The organism is Pseudomonas sp. SF2 (genome assembly GCF_036858055.1).
Taxonomy (GTDB): domain Bacteria; phylum Pseudomonadota; class Gammaproteobacteria; order Pseudomonadales; family Pseudomonadaceae; genus Aquipseudomonas.
The window spans coordinates 1-22,568 of the sequence record NZ_JAMBDI010000010.1 but is presented as its reverse complement, the minus strand read 5'-3'; the positions used below and the strand labels follow the sequence as shown (position 1 = coordinate 22,568).

Annotated in this window: 17 protein-coding genes; 2 read left to right on the top strand and 15 right to left on the bottom strand. The window is 65.4% G+C overall.

The genetic code is table 11. The features are described from left to right. Positions 1-11: 11 nt before the first annotated feature. On the bottom strand, positions 12-797 hold the full coding sequence (locus tag M2S36_RS07165) for a transporter substrate-binding domain-containing protein (RefSeq protein WP_207831083.1): 786 nt from the start codon (positions 795-797) through the stop codon (positions 12-14). Between the two features lie 263 nt (positions 798-1,060). On the opposite strand from M2S36_RS07165, the gene M2S36_RS07160 reads away from it, so the two are divergent. After that, entirely contained in the window at positions 1,061-1,747 is a 687-nt protein-coding gene (locus M2S36_RS07160) for a FadR/GntR family transcriptional regulator (RefSeq protein WP_333956882.1), read from the top strand. On the opposite strand, the gene M2S36_RS07155 is transcribed toward M2S36_RS07160, so the two are convergent. From M2S36_RS07155 to M2S36_RS07095, 13 genes are all read right to left on the bottom strand, one after another. Next, complete coding sequence (locus M2S36_RS07155) at positions 1,748-3,130, bottom strand: MFS transporter (protein ID WP_207831078.1); 1,383 nt, start codon at positions 3,128-3,130, stop codon at positions 1,748-1,750. Next, positions 3,127-4,338 carry an acyl-CoA dehydrogenase family protein gene (locus tag M2S36_RS07150; protein ID WP_233686913.1) on the bottom strand — a complete coding sequence of 404 codons (1,212 nt, stop codon included), beginning with the start codon at positions 4,336-4,338 and terminating at the stop codon, positions 3,127-3,129. The genes M2S36_RS07155 and M2S36_RS07150 overlap by 4 nt, the downstream gene beginning before the upstream one ends. Before the next feature lie 128 nt (positions 4,339-4,466). Next, a complete protein-coding gene (locus M2S36_RS07145) occupies positions 4,467-6,179 on the bottom strand; it encodes a dipeptide ABC transporter ATP-binding protein (RefSeq protein ID WP_207831074.1) in 1,713 nt (570 codons plus the stop codon). Next, positions 6,176-7,039: an ABC transporter permease gene (locus M2S36_RS07140; protein WP_207831072.1), complete on the bottom strand. Its 864-nt coding sequence runs from the start codon at positions 7,037-7,039 to the stop codon at positions 6,176-6,178. The genes M2S36_RS07145 and M2S36_RS07140 overlap by 4 nt, the downstream gene beginning before the upstream one ends. After that, complete coding sequence (locus M2S36_RS07135) at positions 7,036-8,022, bottom strand: ABC transporter permease (protein WP_207831071.1); 987 nt, start codon at positions 8,020-8,022, stop codon at positions 7,036-7,038. The genes M2S36_RS07140 and M2S36_RS07135 overlap by 4 nt, the downstream gene beginning before the upstream one ends. Further along, the gene (locus M2S36_RS07130; RefSeq protein WP_442969519.1) at positions 8,019-9,614 is read right to left on the bottom strand and encodes an ABC transporter substrate-binding protein; all 1,596 of its coding nucleotides are present in this window, start codon (positions 9,612-9,614) and stop codon (positions 8,019-8,021) included. Before M2S36_RS07130 ends, M2S36_RS07135 begins: the two co-directional genes overlap by 4 nt. 410 nt (positions 9,615-10,024) lie before the next feature. Beyond that, positions 10,025-11,674 carry an ABC transporter ATP-binding protein gene (locus tag M2S36_RS07125; RefSeq protein WP_333956880.1) on the bottom strand — a complete coding sequence of 550 codons (1,650 nt, stop codon included), beginning with the start codon at positions 11,672-11,674 and terminating at the stop codon, positions 10,025-10,027. Continuing rightward, entirely contained in the window at positions 11,671-12,519 is an 849-nt protein-coding gene (locus M2S36_RS07120) for an ABC transporter permease (RefSeq protein WP_207831063.1), read from the bottom strand. The genes M2S36_RS07125 and M2S36_RS07120 overlap by 4 nt, the downstream gene beginning before the upstream one ends. Before the next feature lie 140 nt (positions 12,520-12,659). Further along, positions 12,660-13,715, bottom strand: coding sequence for an NADP(H)-dependent aldo-keto reductase (locus M2S36_RS07115; RefSeq protein ID WP_207831061.1), 1,056 nt, complete (start codon positions 13,713-13,715; stop codon positions 12,660-12,662). Positions 13,716-13,760: 45 nt separating this feature from the next. Then, positions 13,761-15,110 carry an LLM class flavin-dependent oxidoreductase gene (locus M2S36_RS07110; protein ID WP_333956879.1) on the bottom strand — a complete coding sequence of 450 codons (1,350 nt, stop codon included), beginning with the start codon at positions 15,108-15,110 and terminating at the stop codon, positions 13,761-13,763. 14 nt (positions 15,111-15,124) lie between these two features. Beyond that, on the bottom strand, positions 15,125-16,369 hold the full coding sequence (locus M2S36_RS07105) for an acyl-CoA dehydrogenase family protein (RefSeq protein WP_333956878.1): 1,245 nt from the start codon (positions 16,367-16,369) through the stop codon (positions 15,125-15,127). A gap of 21 nt (positions 16,370-16,390) precedes the next feature. Beyond that, the gene (locus M2S36_RS07100) at positions 16,391-17,323 is read right to left on the bottom strand and encodes an ABC transporter permease (protein ID WP_063912652.1); all 933 of its coding nucleotides are present in this window, start codon (positions 17,321-17,323) and stop codon (positions 16,391-16,393) included. After that, positions 17,320-19,038 (bottom strand): ABC transporter substrate-binding protein, encoded by a 1,719-nt coding sequence (locus M2S36_RS07095; RefSeq protein ID WP_442969518.1) that lies wholly within the window; start codon positions 19,036-19,038, stop codon positions 17,320-17,322. The genes M2S36_RS07100 and M2S36_RS07095 overlap by 4 nt, the downstream gene beginning before the upstream one ends. A gap of 520 nt (positions 19,039-19,558) precedes the next feature. On the opposite strand from M2S36_RS07095, the gene M2S36_RS07090 reads away from it, so the two are divergent. Continuing rightward, positions 19,559-21,670 carry a TonB-dependent receptor family protein gene (locus tag M2S36_RS07090; RefSeq protein ID WP_233686921.1) on the top strand — a complete coding sequence of 704 codons (2,112 nt, stop codon included), beginning with the start codon at positions 19,559-19,561 and terminating at the stop codon, positions 21,668-21,670. A gap of 146 nt (positions 21,671-21,816) precedes the next feature. Here the strand turns inward: M2S36_RS07090 and M2S36_RS07085 are convergent, their stop codons facing one another. After that, positions 21,817-22,302 (bottom strand): adenosine-specific kinase, encoded by a 486-nt coding sequence (locus tag M2S36_RS07085; RefSeq protein ID WP_207831053.1) that lies wholly within the window; start codon positions 22,300-22,302, stop codon positions 21,817-21,819. Positions 22,303-22,568: the final 266 nt, after the last annotated feature.

The window sequence follows — 22,568 nt, the reverse complement described above, 5'->3', positions numbered from 1 at the left end:
TCCAGGGCCGTTCAAAGGTCGGCCGGCAATGGCTGCTTCAGCCATTTTTCGGCATTGCGGTTGAGGCTGCCGTCGGCCTTGGCCGCATCCAGGGTGGCGTTGACCTTCTCGAGCAAGGCCGGCTCCTGCTTGGCCAGGCCCACGTACACGGGCGAGTCCTTGAGCTTGACCTTCATCACCGGCACCTTGCCCGGGTTCTTCTCGGCAATGACAGCCATCACCACGCTGCCGCTGGCGATCAGCTCGACCTGGCCCGACAGGTAGGCGGCGATGGTCGAGTTGTTGTCCTCGAAGCGCTTGATGATCGTACCCTGTGGGGCGACCGCGGATAACGCCATGTCCTCGATCGAGCCACGCGTGACACTGATGGTCTTGCCGGCAACGGCACCGATATCGTCGACCGACGTATCGGCCGGCCCGAACACTGCCAGGTAGAACGGTGCGTAGGGGCGGGAAAAATCGATCACCGCTTCTCGCTCGGCGTTCTTGCCCAGGCTGGAAATCACCAGGTCGACCTTGCCGGTCGTGAGGAACGGAATGCGATTGGTGCTGTTGACCGGGGTCAGCGCCAGCTTGACGCCGAGCCTGTCAGCCAGCAGTTGCGCGGTGTCGATGTCCAGGCCGCGGGGTTTGAGGTCCGGCCCTACCGAGCCGAAGGGAGGGAAGTCCTGGGGTACGGCGACCTTGAGCACGCCCCGGGCAGTGATGTCGGCCAGCGCATCGGCCTGGGCCTGGGAAACGCTCATGACGCCGCCGCAAAGCAGGGTGGCCAGAAACAGGGTACGGATGTTTTTCATGGAAAATGCCTCGGGTGCATGCGAAGAAGTTGCCTAGCCCGAAAAGCACAGGCCGTGCCAGTGTTGCCCGGCAGCCCCGGAATACGCTTTCGCCCCTTGGCATCACGCGGTCTTACTGGTCTGAACAGATAGCACCAATCGCTCTGCCATCGCCCCCCTTTCGTGCAGCCACCTGCCCCGTTGCGTCAGCGTGGGGCGAGACTTGCCAGGCAACCGCTAAAGCCTTTAAAAAGCGCAGACCCCTTGCCAGCTGGTCTGAACAGATGCTCGACACACTCCCCCGTGCAGTTCCGGAAATCGCTTTGCAGGCTATCCGCAGGCTGATCCAGGACGGCGACTACCAGCCTGGTGATGCCCTGCCCTCCCAACGTGACCTGGCAGAGCAGTTGGGTGTAAGCCGCGCCTCCCTGCGCGAGGCGCTGTCCTCCTTGAGCGCCTTGGGGCTGGTGAGCGTACAGCCGGGCAAGGGAGTATTCGTCCTGGCGCCGCCACCCGCTACCGGTTTCTCCTGGCCCTATGCCGAACAGGTATCCGCCGTCGATACGTTCCAGTTGCGCTATGCACTCGAAGGGTTTGCCGCCGGCTTGGCGGCGCTGTACCTGACGGCAGCGGACATCGATGCGCTCGAAGCCAATGTCGAGTCGATGCGCCAGGAGCTGCGTGCTGGCCATTTCGAGGCCGCCGCGCGCCTGGACTTCGCCTTTCACCGTCGCCTGCTGGAAGCCAGTGGCAACCACGCCATGCTGCAGGTGATCACCACCAACCAGGACATTTTCCTGGAGAGCCAGAAGCTGCCGTTCATTCGCCCGGAACGCGCCATGGAGACCTGGCAGGAACACCGCAAGATCCTGCGCCAGCTTGCCCGTGGCAACCAGGCCGGGGCGCAGCGTGCGATGCAAGAGCATATCCGCAACGCGGCATCGCGCACGAACGTGGTGTTCGCGTGCTGACTAGTCCGACAAACGCCGGAACACCAAACCGGAAATTCCACACATGGCAGCGCACAGCACCATCACCGTGGAGATATCTGCCACCGAAGTTTCGCTACGCCCGCCCAACCCGGCCAGCATCCCTAACAGCCCCCCTGCCAGGCTCACCGACATGGCCATGGTCAGCTGCACGGACATCGCCGACAACGAACTGGCCGCCGCCGAACGCTCACCGGGCACGTCCTGATAACTGGCAGCCCCCAACGTCGAGAACTGCAGTGAACGCACCAGGCCTGCGGCGAACAGCACCATAGCCATCAGCCACACAGCAGTATCACGATCGAAACTGGCGCACAGGGCAATCCCCACACCACTGAGCACGGCATTGCAACTGAGCACCCGTCGATAGCCGTAGCGCCGCACCAATGGCACTGCCAGTACCTTCATCAGCAGCGCGCCGACGCCGCCGCTGACCACCAGCCATCCCGCCGCCAACGGGCTCAAGCCCAGGCAGTTCTGCAGCAGTAGCACGATCAGGAACGGCTGGGCTGCCGACCCCAGGCGGAACAGCCCGCCACCCGCCTGGGCCACGCCAAAGCTGCGCAGGCGCAACAGCGACAGGTCCACCAATGGATTGGGATGTCGCCGCGCGTGCAGCAGATACCCCAACGCACAGGCTCCCCCACCGGCCACCAGCACCATCGCCCAGGCCTGCGGCAACTGCCCCAGCCCCAGCGATTCCAGGCCGAACACCAACATGGCCAGGGCCCCGCCGCTGAGCAGCAAGCCACGCACGTCCAACGGTGGCACCGGCCGTGCCGGATAGTCCGGTACATGGCGCAAGATCAGCCAGCAACCGAGCAGGCAGATAGGCAGGTTGATCAGGAAGATCCAGTGCCAGGACAGCACCGTCACCAGCAAACCGCCGAGCAACGGACCGACCAGCGGCCCCACCAGTGCCGGCAGGGCCAACCACGACATGGCCTGCAGCAGCTGCTCACGGCTCGACCAGCGCAGGATGATCACCTGCCCCACCGGTGTCATCAGAGCCCCGGCTGCCCCCTGCAGCATGCGCCCCAGGCACAGCTGCCAGAGCGTATCGGCCAGGGCGCAGGCCAGCGAGGCGCAAGTGAACAAGCCCATCGCCGACAACATGACCTGGCGTGGGCGAAAGCGCTCGGCGGCCCAACCGCTGACCGGCACGCACAGGGCCAGGGCAAGCATGTACAGCGACACCACCAGATTCATGCGCAGCCCTGGCTCGCCGAAATCGGCGGCCATCCGCGGCAGGGCGGTCATCACCGCAGTGCTGTCGAGCAGCTCCATGAACAATGCGGCACCGATGATCACCGGCACCTTGGGGCTTTGCACATGGCCGGCCAGCAAGGCCGGCTGGGCAGTCAAAACAGCCCCGAGACAGGTGGGCGAGTGCCCTTGAGCTGCCAGGCACCGACCACCGCCGCCTTCCACTGGCGGGGGTTATGATTGGCCACGGTGCGGGCGTTGCGCCAGTGGCGGTCGAGGTTGTGCTGGCGGCCGGTGGTGGAGGCACCGCCAACGTCGAACAGCGTTTGCGCAGCCTTGAGCGCCAGCTCGGCGACCAGGTACTGGGTCTGCGCCACCTCGATCGCGGCCTGCTCCACGGCGGCTTCATCCAGTTGCGCGGCCCAGGCCTTGTCGATGGTTGCAGCGGCCTTCAGGACCATGGCCTCGGCGCCATAGGCACGGGCAGCGATATCGCCTACCGACAGCTCAACATAGGGGTCATCCACCGAGCGGCTGGCCGTGCTGTGCTTGATCGGGCGGGCATGCTCGCGGGTGAAGCGGGTGGCGTCGTCCAGCGCATTGCGGGCAATACCGCCCAGCACGGTGGCAAGGAACAGCTGCAGGAACGGCGTGACGATGGTGCGCTTGCCCTCCTCCACGGTGCGCGTGCGGATATCGCTGGCCTCGACGCGCACATTGCGCAAATGGGTGGTGCCGCTGGCGGTCAGGCGCTGGCCCATGGCATCAAAGTCGTCGACCAGCTCCAGGCCCTCGCGGTCGCGCGGCAGGATGAACGACACCGGCTGCTCGTCCTCGTCCAGGGCAACGGCGCTGACGTAATCGGCGAACAGCGCCCCCGTGCTGTAGAACTTGCTGCCATTGGCGCGAAAGTGCTCGCCCTCGCGCACCAGGCGCGCGGCGATGGCGCCGTTGGCACCGCCCAGTTCCCAGCCGGCATTGCCAATCACCGCACCCTGGAGATAGCGTGCGAACCAGCGCTCGCGCTCCTGCTCGGCGCCTTCGGCCTGCGCGGCCAGCAGGCCTTCGACGAAGGCAAAACCTGGGCGCAGGGCCTGGGCCACGTTGGAATCGACCGAGGCGACTTGCAGCAGCAGTTCGATCACATCGCTGACAGTGCCGCCGGGGCCGCCGTACTGCTCAGGGATACGCACGGTGTAAAGCCCGGCTGCCGCAAGCTGGGCAATGGCCTCATGGGGCAGCTGGCGTTCGCGCTCGCGCTGCGCGGCACCTTCGCCGATTGCGGGCAACAAGGCCACGATGCGGGCCTTCAGCTCCGCGACGCTGGTGGCCGGAGCCAGGGTTGGGAAACGTTGAAATGTGGTCATGGTTCAGTCCTTTAAGTGCATCTTTCGTTTAAGCGACCCGAGCCTGGTGGGAGCAGCTGTCTTGCCAATGTCTTGAGGCTGGCGCGATCCCTGGGGAGCCGCGCAGGGCTTGACGTCTCAGTTCACCTTCAAATCGCGATCTTCCACAGGCGGGTTTCGTCGAACAGGTCGAACGCCTCGTGCACCAGGTCCAGCGGCGGCACCACCAGTTCGGCGCCGCTACCGGGCAGGCGCGGCACCGCGCCGAGCAATCGCCGGGTGTATGCGTGGGCCGGGTTATCGAACAACTGTTCGACCGGTGCCTGTTCCACCACCTGACCATGGCGCATCACCAGCACGTCGTCGCTGACATGGCGGATCACCCCCAGGTCATGGGAGATGAACAGGTAGGCCAGGCCCAGTTCGTCCTGCAGGTCGGCCAGCAGGTCGAGCACCTGGGCTTGCACCGACACGTCCAGGGCCGAGACCGGCTCGTCGCAGATGATCACCTTGGGCTCGCTGGCGATGGCCCGGGCGATTGCCACCCGCTGGCGCTGGCCACCCGACAGTTGCAACGGTCGGCGCTGGGCAAGCGCTGCCGGCAGGCGCACCTGGTCGAGCAGCACAGCGATGCGTGCGGGTCTGGCGGGTGCCTCGATACCGGCTACCTGCAACGCGTCATCAAGAATCTGCGCCACGCTCCAGCGCGGGTCGAACGAGCCCAGCGGGTCCTGGTAGATCACGCTGATCTCGCCACGCAACGGCCGGCGCACGGCCTCGCTCACAGCGTTGGCCGGGCGGTTCCAGGGTTGCCCGCGATAAAGCACCTCACCCTCGTCGGGCTGCAGCAGGCCGAGGGCGATGCGTGCCACGGTGGTCTTGCCCGAGCCGGACTCACCGACAATGCCCAGGGTGCGCCCGGCACGCAGGGTGAAATCGACACCCTGTACCACCTGCCGCACCAGCCCGTCGGGGCCGAGGTAGCGCTTGCCCAGACCACGGCCTTCGAACAGCACGTCACCGTGCGAGCGTGCCCGCGGTTCGATGCGCACGCCAACCCGCTCGGGTGACAGCCGGCTACCGCGCGGGTGCTCGGCCGGCACTGCCGCCAGCAAGGCCCGGGTGTAGGGGTGGCGCGGCTGGCGCAGCACCTGCTGCATCGGCCCCTGCTCCACCACTTCGCCATGGCGCAGCACCACCACCTCGTCGGCCAATTGTGCGACCACTGCCAGGTCGTGGCTGATGATCAGCAGCGAGGCGCCACGGGCCTTGATCTGCTGGAACACCTCGAGAATCTGCGCCTGCACGGTGGCATCCAGTGCCGTGGTCGGCTCATCGGCGATCACCAGCGCGGGGTCCAGGGCCAGGGCACTGGCGATCAGTGCACGCTGGCGCAGGCCGCCAGACAACTGCCCCGGACGCTGGCGAGCACGCAGCTCGACATCCGGCACGCCTACTCGCTCGAGCAACTCATGCACACGTGCAGTACGGGTGTGGCGGTCACCGTATCCGTGGGTCTGCAGCACTTCGAGAATTTCCTTGCCCACAGGCCGCAACGGGTCCAGCGACACCAGCGCATCCTGCAGCACGAAGCCGATGTCCTTGCCACGCACCGCCCGCCACTGCCGCTCGCTGAGGTCGAGCAGGTCATGGCCGGCGAAACTCAGGCGACGGGCGCTCACTTTCGCTCGCGCGCCGGCCAGGCCGACCAGGCAGCGGGCACTGACGCTCTTGCCCGAGCCGGACTCACCAACCAAGGCCACGCATCGGCCCGGCGGCAAGGTGAAAGACAAATCACGGACTACGCTGCCGTCATCAAAGGCCACGTTCAGTCCTTCGACGGTCAAGGTCTTGTCGCTCATGGCAGGCGCCCCTCCAGACGTTGTTGGATGTAGCGGCCGGTCACGGTGGTCGCCAGGGTGGTGAGGACGATGAACAGGCCAGGGAAGAAGGTGAGCCACCAGGCATTGGCGATGAAGTCACGCCCCATGGACAACATCGTCCCCCACTCCGGCGCCGGTGGCCGCGCGCCCAGGCCGAGGAAGCTCAGCGCCGAGGCCCAGACGATGGCCTGGCCAACGCCCATGGTCAGCGTCACCACCAATGGCCGCATGGCATTGGGCAACAACTGGCGCAGCACGATGCGCGCAGTCGGGTGCCCCAGCGCCCGCGCCGCTTCGATGTAGCCGGCGTTGCGTACCGCCAGCACCTGGCCACGGACCATGCGCGCGTACCCCGGCGCACCGCCCAGCCCGGTGGCGACTATCAACGGGCCGACGCCGCTGCCGAATACCGCCACGAACAGCAGCGCCAGCACCAGGCTGGGGAAGGCGAACAGTACTTCCAGCAACCAGCCGACCGCACGGTCCACGCGTGCGCCGCCAAGGCCACCAAGCAGGCCGAGGGCGATGGCGATGACCATGGAAATGGCCGTCGCCGCGAGGCCGATCAGCAGGCTCTGCCGTGCGCCGTGGATGATCCGCGCAAAGATGTCGCGCCCTGACTGGTCGGTGCCCAGCCAGTGCGCCCAACCGGGCGGCTGAAACGCTTGCCGCGGTACGATGGCCAATGGGTCGATGCGAGTGAACAGCCCCGGCGCCAACGCGGCCAGAAGCAATGCGAACAGGAACAGGATCGCCAGGCTTGCGCCCAGCGGCGGCAGTTTCAGATGGCGCTGCCGGCGCAACGGCGCAAGGGCTTGATCATGGGTCAGGTCTGTCATGCTGCAGCCTCCTGCTGCCGAGGGTCGATCCACTGGTACAGCAGGTCGACCAGAATGTTCGCCAGCACATAGCCAGCCGCAACGACCAGGCTTATACCGATCACCAAGGGCAGGTCCTGGGCCTGCACTGCCTGGTACAGCTGGCGCCCCACCCCCTTGCGGGAAAAGATCACCTCGCACACCACCGCACCACTGATCAGTGCGCCGATGGCCCAGCCCGACAGCGACACACCTGGCAGCAAGGCATGGCGCAAGGCGTGCCGAAAGCGCACGGCCAGGTCACTAAGGCCGCGTGTACGGGCGGTCAGGATGAAGGGTTGATCGAGAGTGAGTTCCAGCGACTCGCGGGTGACCTGGGCGATGAAGCCGGCCAGCGGAATCGCCAGGGATAACGCCGGGAGTATCAGGCTGGCGAAACTGTCACTACCGGCCGGCGGGAACCAGCGCAGGCCGAAGGCGAATACCGCCAGCAGCACCACGCCGAGCCAGAAGTGCGGCAGTGCCGCGCTGAGGGTTTCTGCCAGCGAGGCGATGCCGCCGACCAGCCTGCCGCGCCCGGCGGTGACCACTGTCAGCAGCAGCACCAACACCCAGGCCAGCAGCAGGGCGGCGATGGTCAGTTCCAAGGTCGCCCCGCCCTGCTCGGCCAGCACCCGGGTAACCGGCAGGTGCTGCGAGTAGGACACCCCCAGATCACCTTGCAGCAGACGCCCCAGGTAGAACACGTACTGCACGGCCAACGGCTTGTCGAGGCCATACTCCACGCGCGCGGCTTCAATCGCTTCGGGCGTGGGGTTGCCGCTGGGGCCACCGAGGATCGCCAGCACCGGGTCACCCGGCATCAGCCGGAGTGCGAAGAACGTCAGGGTCGCCACCGCCCACAGCACCAGCACGCCGCCGGCCAGGCGGAGGGTGGCGCGCCGGCCCAGGGCGGCCAGGCGTTCGCGGCGTGGGTCGATCACCGCGAGTGTCGTCGTAGTCATTTGTTCACCCATGCGTCATAGAGGTAGGTCACCGCCAGCGAAGGCTCCAGGCGCACGCCATGGGCGGTCTTGTAGATGCCCAGGCGCGTGCTTTGCGGGTAGGTGGTGAGTTGCAGGTACTGCGCGGCAGCCTGTTGCTGCGCCTGGAAGTAGCGCTGGCGGCGCAGGTCCGCATCCTGGGTGGCCAGCGCACTGTCGAGCAGCGCGTCAAAACCGGGGTCGGCATAGCCGGAGGAGTTCTGGTGGTAACCGCCAACCCCGGCCGGCTGCACGAAGGCGGTGGTGAAGATGATGCGTAGCACATCGGGGGTGTTGGTGTTCCAGTAGCCGATGCGGATGTCATAGTCCCAGGCGGCCTGGCGCGCGGTGACCTGGGCATCGCTCATCTGGTCCAGCACCAGCTCAAGGCCTGCCTGGCGGGTAGTTGCCTGCACCTGTTCCCACAGGGTCAGCTCCGACGGCGGTGTGCGCGCACCGATCAGCACGATGGCGCGCAGCCGCTGGCCGTTCCTGGTGCGGTAGCCTTCGCTGTCGCGGCCGGTCCAGCCAGCCTCGTCGAGCAGCCTGGCAGCGCGGGCCGGGTCATAGTCCTGGCCGCGCTCGAAGTCACCGCTGTAGAACGGCGTGGCCAAGCTCAACGGGCCACCGGCGCGGGGGAACTCGCCGAAGTACACACTTTTCAGCGCCCCCTCGACATCGGCGCTGCGAACGAAGGCCTCGCGCACACGGATGTCGTCGAACGGTGCGCGGCGCAGGTTGAAGGTGCCGTTGGTGGGGTTCCCCGGGCGCTGGGCGATGATCAGTTCCACGTCCGGGTTGCGCCGTGCTGCTTCATGCGATTCTGGTGGCAACGCTTCGATCACATCGACCTCACCGGCCTGCAGCGAGGCGAAGCGCACCGACGGCTCCTGAATGAACTTCCAGACGATGCGATCAAGGTACGCAGGGCCCTGGTGCCGAGCGGTCGGTGGCGCCCAGTTGTAGGCCGGGTTGCGCACCAGTTCCACCTGGTTCTGCCGGTCCCAGCGCACCACCTTGAACGGCCCGCTGCCGACCGGGCTTTCGCAGTTCTGGTCACGGCTGCGTTGCAGTGCGGTGGGCGACTGGATGCCGAGAAAGCCCTGGGCCAACACTTCGAGGAAGGCCGCATAGGGCGTCGCCAGGGTGACTTCGGCAGTGTAGGTGTCGAGCACCTTGGTGCTGCGGTATTGGCGGATATAGCCACCAGCGGTACTGGACTGGGTCTTGGGGTTGGCCATGTGGTCGAGGTTGGCCTTGACCGCTTCGGCATTGAACGGTGTGCCGTCGGTGAATTGCACGTCGCGGCGCAGGTGGAAGGTGTAGCGCAGGCCATCTGGCGAAACCTCCCAGCTTGTCGCCAGCCAGGGACCGATCTGGCCGTTGCTGTCCATCGACACCAGCGAATCGAGGTACTGCTGGGCAACGAACACCTGCGGCATGTCGCCAGCCACATGCGGGTCGAGGCAGGTGGGCTCGCGGTCGGTGGCGTAGACCAGGGTGCCGCCCTGCTGTGGCGTGGTGCTTTGCGCGGCGGCGTGCTGTTCGGTTTTTTCGCAGCCGAGCAAGGCCAGTGCGGTGCAGAGCGGGATCAGGGGGAGGATGGGTGTGTTCAAGGGCGCTCCTGCGGGGACTGGGCTTCGATAGGCCTGTTGCAGGAGTTGTGCCGGGTTCAAGGGATTGATTTTGCTGGGGTTTGCCGAGGGTGAGGTGCTGTTGCGGGGGCAAAGTGTCCGGGGGGTGTTGGTGGGGCGACAGTGAACTGTGTTTTGTTTGTGATCGTCGATGCCTCTCCTGAGATTTCCCGATTGGCTGTTCCTGCCACTTCGCGGGCAAGCCCGCTCCCACAGCCTTGAAGCCTGTAGTGATCCTGTGGGAGCGGCTTTAGNNCGGCTAAAGCCGCTCCCACAGTGTCCCTGCACATTTAATGAGTCATGTGCAGTTCTACAAGAGCGGCCTTGCCCGCGTCAGGGCTGGCACGGGTTTACACCGCAATCCGCGTAAACCAGCTTGGCCGCGCCGCCGGAAGATGAGGTACGGCATCGAGCAAAGCGCGGGTATAGGCCTGACGCGGCTGGCCGAGCACCTGGGCTGCCGGGCCCTGCTCCACCACCCTTCCCCCTTGCATCACCAGCAGGTGGTCACTGACCTGCTCCACCACCCCAAGGTCGTGGGAGATGAACAGGCAAGCCAGGTTCAACTCCGCCTTGAGCTCGGCCAGCAATGCGAGGATGCGCGCCTGCACCGACACATCCAGCGCCGATACCGGTTCATCCAGCACCAGCACCCTGGGCTTCATGGCCAGCGCCCGGGCAATCGCGATACGCTGCCGCTGCCCGCCCGACAACTCCAGCGGGCGACGATCGAGCAACCCCACCGGCAACTGCACCCGCTCCAGCAACCCCGCCGCCTCGGTGCGCTGCAGCGCACGCGGTACACCTGCATGCGCCAGCGCCTCGGCCAATACCCGCAACACGGTGTAGCGTGGGTCGAACGAAGCCAGCGGGTCCTGAAACACCACCTGGATCCCCTGCCGTGCCTGGCGCCGCTGCGCGGCAGACAACGCAAGCCAGTCCTGCCCGGCCAGTTGCAGGCTGCCTTGCTCCGGCCGCTCCAGCCCCAGCAGGATGCGCCCCAGCGTGCTCTTGCCGGAGCCGGACTCGCCCACCACGCCCAGGGTTTGCCCGGCGCGCAACTGCAGGGACACGTCGTTCAGCACCTGGCGCATCCGCCCGTCCGGCCCGACAAAGGCCTTGCTCAGGCCGCGTGCCTCCAGCACCACGGGTTGTTCGTCCACGCCATCCTCCACCAGTGCCAGGGCCGGCGCCGCCGGACGTTTGAAATGCACCGCCCGAGCCGCGCTCAGCAGGCGCTGGGTGTAGGGGTCCTGCGGGTCCTGCAGGATCTGTTCGACACTGCCCTGCTCCACCACCACCCCATGGCGCATCACCGCCACCCGGTCGGCCAGGCGCGCGACCACGGCCAGGTCATGGCTGACCATCAACAGGCTGTTGTCGCGCTCGCGCAGTTGCTCCAGCAGGTCAAGAATCTGCGCCTGCACCGTGGCGTCCAACGCCGTGGTGGGCTCGTCAGCGATCAACAGGCGCGGCTGACAGGCGATGGCCGAGGCGATCAGGGCGCGCTGCCGCAGGCCACCGGACAGTTGCCACGGGTATTGTCGGGCGCGGACTTCGGGTTCAGGTACGCCGACCTGGCGCAGCAGTTCGAGCACCCGCAAGCGCCGCGGTTCAGCAGACAGGTCAGTGTGCAACAGCAGCGGCTCTTCGATCTCGGCGCCGACGCGCCGCAGCGGATCGAGCGAACCCAGTGCATCCTGCATGACAAAGCCGATACGCCCACCGCGCAAGCGCTGCCAACCCGTTTCGTCGACCTGGCGCAAGTCCTGCCCGGCAAAGGCCAGGCGCTGGGCCTGCACGCGGGCACCCACCCCGGTGAGGCCAACCAGGGTACGCGCCGTCACGCTCTTGCCCGAGCCCGATTCGCCTACCAGCGCCAGGCACTGCCCGGCATGCAGTTGCAAGTCGACGCCGTGCACCACCGGCACACCGTTGAAGCTCACGCGCAAGTCGCGGATATCCACCAAGGGTGCCGGGTGCTTTTCGAAGATGCTCATGGGTTTCTGCCCTCGCTACGGCGCAGCCAGTCGCGGCCGATGACGGTGATGGAAATGACAGTCAGGGTGATCGCCAGCGCAGGCCAGGCCATCAGCCAGGGCGCGTTGGCCATGAAATTGCGCGCCACTGCCATCATCGCGCCCCACTCCGGCGCGGGAGGTGGTGCGCCGAAGCCGAGGAAGCTCAGTGCGGCGGCGGCGGTGATGGCGCCACCCAGGCCGATGCAGGCCAGGATCAGCACGGGTTGCACGGCGTTGGGCAGCACATGCCAGAACACCACTGCCAAGGGCCTGCGGCCCAGCGTGACGGCTGCCTCGACGAAGCTGGCACGCCGGATGGTCAGGGCCTGGGCACGCACCAGGCGGGCATAGCGCGGCACCGAGGCGATGCCGACGGCGAGGATCAGGTTGCTGGTGCCTTGGCCGAACAGGGTGATGATCACCAGCGCCAGTAACAGGTCCGGGAAGGCCAGCAGCACATCGACGGCGCGCATCAGCAGGTTGTCCAGCCAGGCTGGAGCGAGGCCGGCGAGCAAGCCGAGCAGCGTGCCCAGGCCGAGCCCGACCAGGGTGGCGGCCAGGCCGATGTAGAGCGATGGGCGGGCGCCATGGACCAGCCGGCTGAGGACGTCGCGGCCGTTCTCGTCGCTGCCCAGCCAGAAGGCGGGGCCTGGCGGGTGGTAAGCCAGGCGGGCGTCGGCGGCCAACGGGTCGGTTGGCGAGAGCCAGTCGGGGAAGGTTACTGCCAGCAGTATCAGGCCCAATATGATCCAGGCCAGCGTCAGGCCTGGGCGAATCTGCCACCTGCTGGTCACTGTGTCTGGTATGGATACGATTGCGTTCATGTCTGTCCTTCTTGTGTCGCCTGTACCGGCCTCTTCGCGGCTGAAGCCGCTCCCACAGGATCACCGCAAAGGCTGAATCCGTGCGGTCCCTGTGGGAGCGGCTTCAGCCGCGAACAAGGGCGAAGCCCTTGCCATGTGGGCTACGGGGCCGGGTTGGGAATACGGCGGTGCACGGCCTGGATCTCGGCCAGCACTTCATCGCTCAATTGCACATCCAGTGCGCTCAGGTTCTCCTGCAACTGCAACAAGGTGGTCTGCCCGGTGATCGCACTGGCCACGAACGGCTGGCGTATGACGAACGCCAGAGCCAGTTGTGCCGGTGTCAGTCCATGCTCCCGTGCAATCTGCACATAACCGGCAATCGCGCTGTTGGCCTCTTCGCTGCCGTAGCGATTGAACGTGCGATACACCGACGACAATCGCGAACCTTCCGGCCGCGCCCCGTTCAGGTACTTGCCGGTCAACGCTCCGAACGCCAGCGGCGAATAGGCCAGCAGGCTGATCCCCTCACGATGGCTGAACTCCGACAGACCGTTCTCGTACAAGCGATTGAGCAGGCTGTACGGGTTCTGGATGCTGGCAATCCGCGCCAGGCCCTTGTCCTCGCTGTGCCGCAGGAATTGCGCCACACCCCACGGTGTTTCGTTGGAGACACCGATATGGCGCACCTTGCCGGCCTTGACCTGTTCATCCAGCACCGCAAGGGTTTCTTCGATGGCTGCCGTTTGCGGATGGTCGTCGACGTAGGGGTATTCACGGATGCCGAAGAAGTTGCTGGTGCGATCGGGCCAATGCAGTTGGTAGAGGTCCAGGTAGTCGGTCTGCAGGCGACGCAGGCTGCCCTCCAGGGCCGCGACGATGTTCTTGCGGTCGTGGTGCGACAGGCCATCGCGGATGTGCGCCTGGCCACCGGGGTCGCGGGCCGGGCCGGCGATCTTGCTGGCCAGCAGGACTTTGTCGCGGTTGCCGCGGGCGGCGAGCCAGGTGCCGATGTAGCGCTCGGTGGTGGTCCAGGTTTCAGCACGGGTGGGCGTGGGGTACATCTCGGCGGTGTCGATGAAGTTGATGCCTGCAGCAAGGGCAGCGTCCAGTTGCTGGTGAGCATCCTGTTCGCTGTTCTGGTGCCCCCAGGTCATGGTGCCGAGGCTGAGCAGGCTGACTTGCAGGTTGGTGTGGCCGAGTGGGCGGTAGCGCATGGTATCGAGTCCTTGGATGATGCGTTGATATCTGGGCGGCAGCCCTCAGACAGCCCGTGCGGTCTCGCGCCGGGCTTGTGCAAACTGGTTCGCTGCTTTCGGCAAGCCCAGGTGATCGCGCAAGGTGGTGCCGGTGTATTCGGTGCGGAACAACCCGCGCTTCTGCAGCAGCGGTACCACCTCTTCGACGAACACCCGAGCACCTGACGGGAACATGTCGGGCATGATGTTGAAACCATCCCCCGCCCCTGCCAGAAACCACTCGGCCAAGGTATCGGCAACCTGTTCCGGGGTACCGACGGCCAACCGGTGCCCGACCAGAATCCGCCGCGACAGCTGGCGAATGGTCAGGTTCTCACTGCGCGCCAGGTTCAACTGAGCCTCCAGAAAACCATGCGACCCGCGCTCGAAATCCGCCACCGCGCCAATCCGTTCCCATGGCAATGGCGCATCCGGGTCCAGCTCGCTGGCATCGATGCCGATACGCCCCGCCACCTGCTGCAACAGGCCGTGCTCGCCATGCCAGGCATTGAGTTCGTCGAAGCGTGCATGGGCCTCGGCCTCGGTGCTGCCGATCACGGTCGACAGGCCGGGCATGATCTTCAGGTGCTGCGGGTCACGGCCCCAGGCTTTGGCCCGCGCCTTCATTTCCCGATAGAACGCCTGCCCGTCGGCCAGGGTGGTCTGAGTGGTGAAGATCGCATCGGCATAGCGTGAACCGAGTGCCTTGCCACCTTCGGAAGAGCCGGCCTGCACCAGTACCGGCCTGCCCTGCGGCGAACGCGGCAGGTTCAGCGGCCCCTTGACCTGAAAGTGCTTGCCCTTGAAATCCAGGGTGTGGACCTTGGCCGGGTCGGCAAAACGGCCGGTGCTGCGGTCACCGATGATCGCGTCCTCCTCCCAGCTGTCCCAAAGTTTCAGGGTCACGTCGACGAATTCCTCGGCCCGTCCGTAACGGTCCATATGCAGCGGCGCACCCGCCAGGCCGAAGTTCTGTGCTGCCGCATCACCGGCATTGGTCACCACATTCCAGGCCGCTCGGCCGCCGCTGATATGGTCCAGTGAGGCGATTCGCCGGGCCAGGTTGAAGGGTTCGTTGTAGGTGCTGGAGCAGGTCGCGATCACGCCGATGCGCTCGGTGGCGGCCGCCACTGCGGTGAGCAGCACGGTCGGCTCCAGGCGCCCGCCCGGCTGGGCGGACACATCCGGCGGCAACGCCGGGCCATCGGCAAGGAAGATCGCATCCAGGCAGCCGCGCTCGGAAATACGCGCGATATCGCGGTAATAGTTGACGTCGATATAGGCGTCGATTGCCGCCTCACCCTGGCGCCAGGCGCCGGAATGCGAGCCGAAGCCGAGGATGTTCATGCCCAGGCTCATCTGTTTCGTGGTCATGGCGGTTCTCCTGATCAGACTGCACTGGCTTCGTCGCCGCTGCCCTGCCCTTCGCTGGCGCTGGCGTGAAGGGCGCGCCAGGCCTGGGCCGGGCTGATGCCATTGAGGTAGTAGTTGCCCAACGCCTGCTCGCGGTAGATCGCCGGGTTGTGCGAAGCCAGGGTCCGGGCATTGCGCCAATGGCGGTCGAGGCGCCGGGCATTGCTGGTGGCCGATGCGCCGCCGACTTCGAACAGCAAGGTGCTCGCTTCCAGCACTTGCGGCAGGACGATCTGCTGCGCCTGAAAGGCGTGGATCTCGGCGTCGGTGTAAAGCTGCTCGGCCACCTCACCCTGCTGCCCGGCTTCGTGCACCGCCTGCAGGCTCTGGCCCACGGCGGTGACTTGCGCATCAGCGGCGAAGGCCAGGCTCGACAGGCGACCGATAACCGCTTGCACCCGCGGGTCTGCGGCCGGCTGCGACTGCCCCGGCACACCAAAGGCACGGGTGCGGCCCTGGACGAACGCTACGGCATCGGCCAGCACTGCACGGCCGATGCCCGCCAGGGTGGCCAGGTGCACCGCCTGGTAGAACGCGGTGAGGTAGGATTCGGCGCGCAACTCGCCCTTGGCAAAACGGCGCAGCAGGTGCTGCGGCTGCACGCTGACCCGGGTGAAACGGGTGGTGCCACTGCCGGTCAGGCGCTGGCCGAAGCCGTCCCAGTCATCGACCCGCTCCACGCCCGGCGCACCGGTCGGCACCACGAGGCTGACAAAGTCGTCGCCATGGTTGGCCACTGCCGCCACCCAATCGGCGTACAACGTGCCCGTGCAGTAGTACTTTTCGCCGTCCAGGCGGTAACCGCCCTCGTCTTCGCTCAACTGCACGGAATTGCCGGTACTGTCGGTGCGTTCGGCCATGGCCGCGCCCCACAGTTCACCGGCGACCACGCGGGCGAACCAGTAGTCCTGGGAGGCGGCGTCGCCGGACGACAGCCGCCCTTCGACGAAGCCGAAGTGGGCGCGGAAAATCTGCGGCAGGTTGGAGTCGGCCTGCCCCAGACGCACCAGTTGGCGCAGCAACTGCGGCAAGGTTGCGCCTGAGCCACCGTGGCTGCGCGGCACGCGCAGGGCACCGAAACGGGCTTCGCGTAGCCAGGCCACCGGCTCATGGGCCAGGGTGCGCTGCTGCTCGCGGGCCACCGCGCCTTCGGCGATACGCGCGTAGATCGGCGCAAAACGCGCGTCCAGCTCGGCATCGGTAATCGTGGTTTGACTCATGATGGTTCCTTTCAGGTGAATTCAGGAGCGTGCGGTGCGCGGGTCGATGGCCTGGGTCGCCAGGTCCACCAGCAGGTTGACCAGCACGTAGATCGCTGCCGCCAGCAGGGTGACGCCGAGCACCAGTGGCACGTCCTTGGTGGCGGTAGCGTCGAGCATCAAACGGCCAATGCCTTGGCGGCCGAACAGCAGTTCCAGCACCACGGCACCGCCGAGCAGGCTGGCGAACACGTAGCCGGCCAGGGTCACCAGCGGCACCAGGGCATGACGCAGGGCATGGCGCAGACGCACAGCGATATCGCCCATGCCACGGGCACGGGCCTGGGTGATGAAGGGTTGTTCCAGCACCTGCTCCAGCGCCTGGCGCAACACCTGGGCAAGCACCGCCGCGATCGGCAGCGCCAGGGCCAGGCTCGGGAGTACCAGCGAGCGCCAACCGCTGGACCCGGACGGCGGCAACCAATGGAAGTAGAACGCGAAGGCCAACAGCAGCAGCGTGCCGATCACGAAGTTGGGCGCCGATGACAGCAACAGCTCGATGCCCGACACCACCGCCCGCAAGCGCCGCCCACGGTTGGCGGTGAGCAGCGCCGAGGCTACCGCCAGCAGCACTGCCAGCACCGCCGCGCTGCTGGCCAAAGCCAGGGTCGCGGCAGCCTGCTCGCCAATCGCCTGGCTGACCGGTATGCGCAACCGGTACGACTCGCCCAGGTCGCCCTTGGCCAGGCGCGCCAGGTAGTGGCCGTACTGCACCCACAGCGGTTGATCAAGGCCGTACTCGGCACGCACCTGGGCCAGCAGCGCTTCGCTCGGCATGGCATCCGGGCCGCCGAGGATCGCCAGGGCGGTGTCGCCACCACTGTGCTGCATTCCGAGGAAAGTCAGGCTGGCCGCCGCCCAGAGCACTATCACACCGTCACGCAGGCGGCGCAGCAAGATCGACAGCAGCTTCATGGTTGCTCCTTTGCCAGCCATACGCTGGTGAACAGGGGAACATTGTGCGAACCATCGAACAGCACGCCGCCGATTGCGTTGCGGTAGGCCAGCAGCATCTGGCTTTCCACCGAAGGCACGGCCGGCACGGTCTCGCCCAGGCGTTGCTGGGCCTGGCGATACAGCTCGCGGCGTTGTGTCGGGTCGGTGCTGCGCCGGGCGTCGCCAAGCAACCGGTCGAGGGTGGCGTCACGGAAGTGGCCGACGTTCTGGCCGATCATTCGTGCGCTGGGGATGGATTGACTGTGGTAGAGGATGAACAGGCCATCGGCCGTGTTGGTGTGCCAATAGCCGCCGCCGATGGCGTCGAAGTCGCCGCGGTAACGCAGCTCCATGACCTTGCTGAGCGGCAGCAACTCGATGCGCAGGTCGAAGCCGACCTTGCGCAGGTCCGCCTGGGCTGCCACCGAGACATTGGCCGGGAACGCCGGGTTGTCATAGGTCAGCAAGGTCGCCCCGAGGCGCTGGCCACCACGGGTGCGATAGCCTTCGGTGTCACGGCCGGTCCAGCCGGCAGCGTCGAGCAGGTGCCCGGCTTCGGCCGGGTCGAAGGCCAAGGCATCGCGGGCCACCGGGTCATAGCCGGGCGTATTCACGGCCAGGAAATCCCCCTTGGCCAGGTACTCGCCGAAGCCGGAGATCCACGCCAGGCCATCACGGTCTATGGCCTTGGCCACGGCCTGACGCACCCGCACGTCATCGAACGGCACACGCTCGACATTGAAGGTGATGCTACGCGACGGGTTGCCCTTGCGAATGCGGTTGCGCAGGGTCAGCTGCGGGTTGGCGCGGATCGCTGCGGCATTCTGCGCCGGTGCGTCCAGGGCCATGTCGTTGTCGGCGGCTTCCAGCGAGGTGTAGCGGATCATCGCTTCAGGCACGTAGCTCAACTCGATGCCGTCCAGATACGCCTCGCCCTGGTGGTTGATCGCTGGCGGCGCCCAGTCGTATCCCGGGCGACGGACAAAGCTGGCACGCTGGTCGCGCACCCAGCCGGTCAGCACGAAAGGCCCGGTGCCGATGGGCTGACTGGCGATGGTCTTCGGCGCTTCGAGGATCTGCCGCGGCGAGATCATCCCCAGCCAGGCTTGCGACAGCACATCCAGAAACGGCGCATAGGGCGCACGCAGGGTCGCCTCGAAGGTGTATTCGTCCACCACCCGTCCCTGCAGGTACGGCGCGATATAGGCGGCGGCCAGTGGCGACTTGGTCGTCGGGTCACGCATGTGTTCGAGGTTGACCCGCACGGCCTCGGCGTTGAAGTGCTCGCCATCGCTGAACGTGACGTCGTCGCGCAGGTGGAAGGTGTAGGTCAGGCCGTCGGCGCTGATGTCCCAGCTTTTCGCCAGCCACGGCGTGAGGGTGCCGTCCTCGGCCTGGTACACCAGGCAATCGAACAGGATGCGGCCCATCCACTGCATGTTGCCATTGGACAGCGCGTGGATATCGAAGCTGCCGGCGTCGGTCGCTGCCGACACGCGCAGGGTGCCACCGCGCTTGCCGGGCTGCTGCTCGACGAAATCGCTGACCGGGTAGCGCATCACGCCGTTCACTTCGCTGAGCGCTTCGCCCTTGAGCAGCGCCTGGCTCTGCGCGGACGTGGCGGGTGGGCAGGCGGCAACTAACAGCGCACTGGCCACCAGGCATGTATTGAATAATCGGCAATTCAGCTGCACAAGGGGCCCTTTATATAGACGGCTACATAAAGGGCTATTGCAGTTGTCGTGCCAGCGCTAACACTGCGCATTCATTGAGGTTAGTTCAAACGGCCTGACGCATTAACCATACAAACTGTTTCATCCCTGTTGCGCTGACAACATCCAACCCTGTGGGCTGCGCTGTCGCGTAAATAACTGAAATTGCAATCAATCCGCGTCCCCTGTGGGAGCGGCTTTAGCCGCGAAGAATCCAACGCGTTGCATGGCACCGGCTGCGCCGGTGTTCGCGGCTAAAGCCGCTCCCCCAGGTTGCGCCATAGCATTCGGATATTTGTATATAACCTGCACTGTTCCGCAAACAACAGGGGCGCAACAAAATTTGCTTTTTTATTCAGCACTTCACACTAAAACTTTGGCCATACCCCCAAACTTCCGGCCTTTCACCAGCTGGCACAGAAACTGCTCTCACCCATTCCGACAGGCCTGACTATTCCCATAGAACGCCGAGGATCTACGATGACTTTCAAGGAATTCAACGATGCGTGCGATTCAACCCCACCCACTGCGCCTGGCCATCCGCCACGCCGCCCTGGCCACCGCGGCCACGGCCCTGCTGGCCCCGGTCACGGTACTGGCCGCTGACCAGACCCTCGGCACGGTAACCGTGCAGGCCGCCAAGCAATCCGAAGTGCAACAGGCCGCCAGCGCCTTGGCCGAGGTGCCCGGCGGCACCAGCGTGGTCGACAGTGAAGAGGTCGCCAAGGGCCGCACTGCCACCCTGCAGGACACCCTTGGCTACCAGCCCGGCGTATTCGTGCAGTCCACCGGCGGCAACGACGCGGCGAAGATCTCGATCCGCGGCTCCGGTGCCAACACCTCGCCCGGCTACTTCCGTGAAGGCATCAAGTTCCTGTTCGACGGCCTGCCGCTGACCGGCCCTGGCGGCACACCCTACGAATTCCTCAACGCCAGCGGCGTGAACTACACCGAGATCCTGCGCGGCGCCAATGCCTTCCAGTATGGCGCGCTGACCCTCGGTGGCGCGGTCAACTTCGTCAACCACAGCGGCTACAGCGCCCCTGGCCTGCGCCTGCGCGCCGAAGCCGGCAGCTACCACTACCAGAAACAGAGCATCAGCTACGGTGGGGTCGAGGGCGACCTGGACTACTACCTGCAAGCCGACAACTACCGCAACGAGGGTTATCGCGACTACAGCCTGTCGAAGAGCTCGGGCATCGTTGCCAATGCCGGCTACCGCTTCAGCCCCAAGCTGGAAACCCGCCTGCTGCTGCGCTACCGCGATGAAACCCACAACGACCCCAGCGCCACCACCCTCAACGCCGCACTGCACCACCCGCGCCGCGCCAGCGCCACCGCCGAGAGCAGCGGTGCCGGTGCGCGCCGCCCGGGCAGCATCTGGGTGGGCAGCAAGACCACTTATACCTTTGACGACGATGCACGGCTGACCTTCGGCCTGTCGTATCACGACTATCGCCATACCAACAGCCCACGCAGCCCGAGCAATCCCAGTTACTGGGACTGGCACGACCTCGGCCTGTTGCTGGGCTATGACCGGGTCGACTACCTGTTCGGCCACGAAAGCCGCAGCAACATCGCCGTCACCTCCACCCAGCACCTGCGTGGCGGGGTGAACTCGGCCAACGACGACAAGGTGTCGCTCAAGCAGGTCAACTACAAGGACTCGTTCGACCGGGTGATCGCCCTGGGCAACGACCTCAACCTGGTCGACAACCTCTGGCTCACCAGCGGCGTGTCGTTCATCAACGTGCGGCGCAAGATCAACATCGACCACGCGGTGAACCCCAACACCACCAACTTCCCGCAGCACGTGGACTACGACAACTGGAGCGTCGCCCCGCGCATTGGCCTGCGCTACGAGTTCAGCCCGAACCTGCAGGTATTCACCAACTTCAGCCGCAGCATCGACCCGCCTGCTTCCTGGGAATACTCGGGCTCCGGCCCGACCCTGCCTTACATCCGCCCGTTGGTAGAGCAGAAGGCCAACACCTTCGAGGTCGGTATCAAGGGCTCGCACGGCATCTTCGATGGCAGCCTGGCCCTGTACCGCTCGTGGATCCACGACGAGCTGCTGAACGTGCAGATCATCCCCGCCACGTCATCGTCGGCAGCGGTCACCGGCGCCTTCAACGCCTCACCAACCATCCATCAGGGTGTCGAAGCCGGCCTCAACACCCGCCTTTGGGAAAACCCTCAGGGCGACCTGGTCCGCTGGCGCCAGGTGTACACCTACAACGACTTCTACTACCGGCATGACGACACCTTCGGCGACAACCAGTTGCCGGGCGTGCCCAAGCACATCTACCAGGGTGAACTGCAGTACCAGGACCACAGCGGCTGGTACACCGGCGTCAACGTACAGTCAGCCTCGCGCACGGCAGTGGACTATGCCAATACCCTGTATGCGCCGTCGTACACCATCTGGGGAGCGAACCTGGGGTATGAGGCGCCGAAGGGCAACTGGAAGGTGTCGCTGGACCTGAAGAACCTGGCGAACAAGGCGTACGTGACGGCGGTGACGCCGGTGTACAACGCGCGCGGGCAGGATACTGCGTCGTTCTGGCCGGGGGACGGGATTGGCGCGTACGTGGGGGTGGAGGTCAGGTACTGAGCCGTTGATGCGGCCTGGTGTTTGACGACACGTCCAATCAAAGGGGCAACATCTGAAAGACGATGCTCTCGGTGCAAACCTGCCGACAGCATCGTCCTGATGCTGTTACCCCTGCGGGCACCGCTCACGCGTACCCGCGCGGCAACTCACAATTTGTAGCCGATCTGTCGTAACAAGCCCTTGCGCCACACAATGCCTTCATCATCTTCAATGTCAGTGGCGCGAACCCCGTCCACTACCCCCAGGACTGCGCGACCCTGTTCCGTCTCGGCGAGAATCACTTCTACCGGATTGGCTGTCGCACAAAAAATGCAGCACACCTCTGGAACCAGCTTGACGGTGTTCAGCACGTTCAGTGGATAGAACCCATCACCAAGAAAAATGATGAAACTATGGCCAGCCGCAATGTTTTGTGCATTTTTCTGGGCAAGCTCAATCATCGCGGTATCGGTGCCAGACCAGCGCACCAGGTGTTCGCCGGACGCTTCACAGAAGGCCAGGCCAAACTGAATACCTGGCACCGCATTTACCAGCGCTTCATGGATGTCCTCGACGGACTTGATGAAGTGCGTCTGGCCAAAAATGAAGTTCGTCGATTCTGGCTTGTCGATTTTCTGAGCGATGAGTTGCATCAAACACCTCCTTTCACGCTGTGGGCAGAAGGCTCTGGCGATAGATCAAGCTTAGCCACTCAGGGGCGACTGTGGCCTGGCTGCGGGACTCTCCCTGGATGCAGCCCATAACGAAAAATGCCCCGTATCTTTCGATACGGGGCATTCTCTTGACGGGCTCTGGCAGATTGCCAGACTTTACGCAGCGTGCGCATGCCCTTTTTTCACAACTTGCAGACAAAAAAGAAAGTCTGCAAATCTTTAATCTGGAGCGGGAAACGAGACTC

Bases quoted from the DNA above. Each gene is read 5' to 3' on its own strand.
- M2S36_RS07165 (WP_207831083.1), bottom strand. From the start codon at position 797: ATGAAAAACATCCGTACCCTGTTTCTGGCCACCCTGCTTTGCGGCGGC.
- M2S36_RS07160 (WP_333956882.1), top strand. From the start codon at position 1,061: ATGCTCGACACACTCCCCCGTGCAGTTCCGGAAATCGCTTTGCAGGCT.
- M2S36_RS07150 (WP_233686913.1), bottom strand. From the start codon at position 4,338: ATGACCACATTTCAACGTTTCCCAACCCTGGCTCCGGCCACCAGCGTC.
- M2S36_RS07145 (WP_207831074.1), bottom strand. From the start codon at position 6,179: ATGAGCGACAAGACCTTGACCGTCGAAGGACTGAACGTGGCCTTTGAT.
- M2S36_RS07140 (WP_207831072.1), bottom strand. From the start codon at position 7,039: ATGACAGACCTGACCCATGATCAAGCCCTTGCGCCGTTGCGCCGGCAG.
- M2S36_RS07135 (WP_207831071.1), bottom strand. From the start codon at position 8,022: ATGACTACGACGACACTCGCGGTGATCGACCCACGCCGCGAACGCCTG.
- M2S36_RS07125 (WP_333956880.1), bottom strand. From the start codon at position 11,674: ATGAGCATCTTCGAAAAGCACCCGGCACCCTTGGTGGATATCCGCGAC.
- M2S36_RS07120 (WP_207831063.1), bottom strand. From the start codon at position 12,519: ATGAACGCAATCGTATCCATACCAGACACAGTGACCAGCAGGTGGCAG.
- M2S36_RS07115 (WP_207831061.1), bottom strand. From the start codon at position 13,715: ATGCGCTACCGCCCACTCGGCCACACCAACCTGCAAGTCAGCCTGCTC.
- M2S36_RS07110 (WP_333956879.1), bottom strand. From the start codon at position 15,110: ATGACCACGAAACAGATGAGCCTGGGCATGAACATCCTCGGCTTCGGC.
- M2S36_RS07105 (WP_333956878.1), bottom strand. From the start codon at position 16,369: ATGAGTCAAACCACGATTACCGATGCCGAGCTGGACGCGCGTTTTGCG.
- M2S36_RS07100 (WP_063912652.1), bottom strand. From the start codon at position 17,323: ATGAAGCTGCTGTCGATCTTGCTGCGCCGCCTGCGTGACGGTGTGATA.
- M2S36_RS07090 (WP_233686921.1), top strand. From the start codon at position 19,559: ATGCGTGCGATTCAACCCCACCCACTGCGCCTGGCCATCCGCCACGCC.
- M2S36_RS07085 (WP_207831053.1), bottom strand. From the start codon at position 22,302: ATGCAACTCATCGCTCAGAAAATCGACAAGCCAGAATCGACGAACTTC.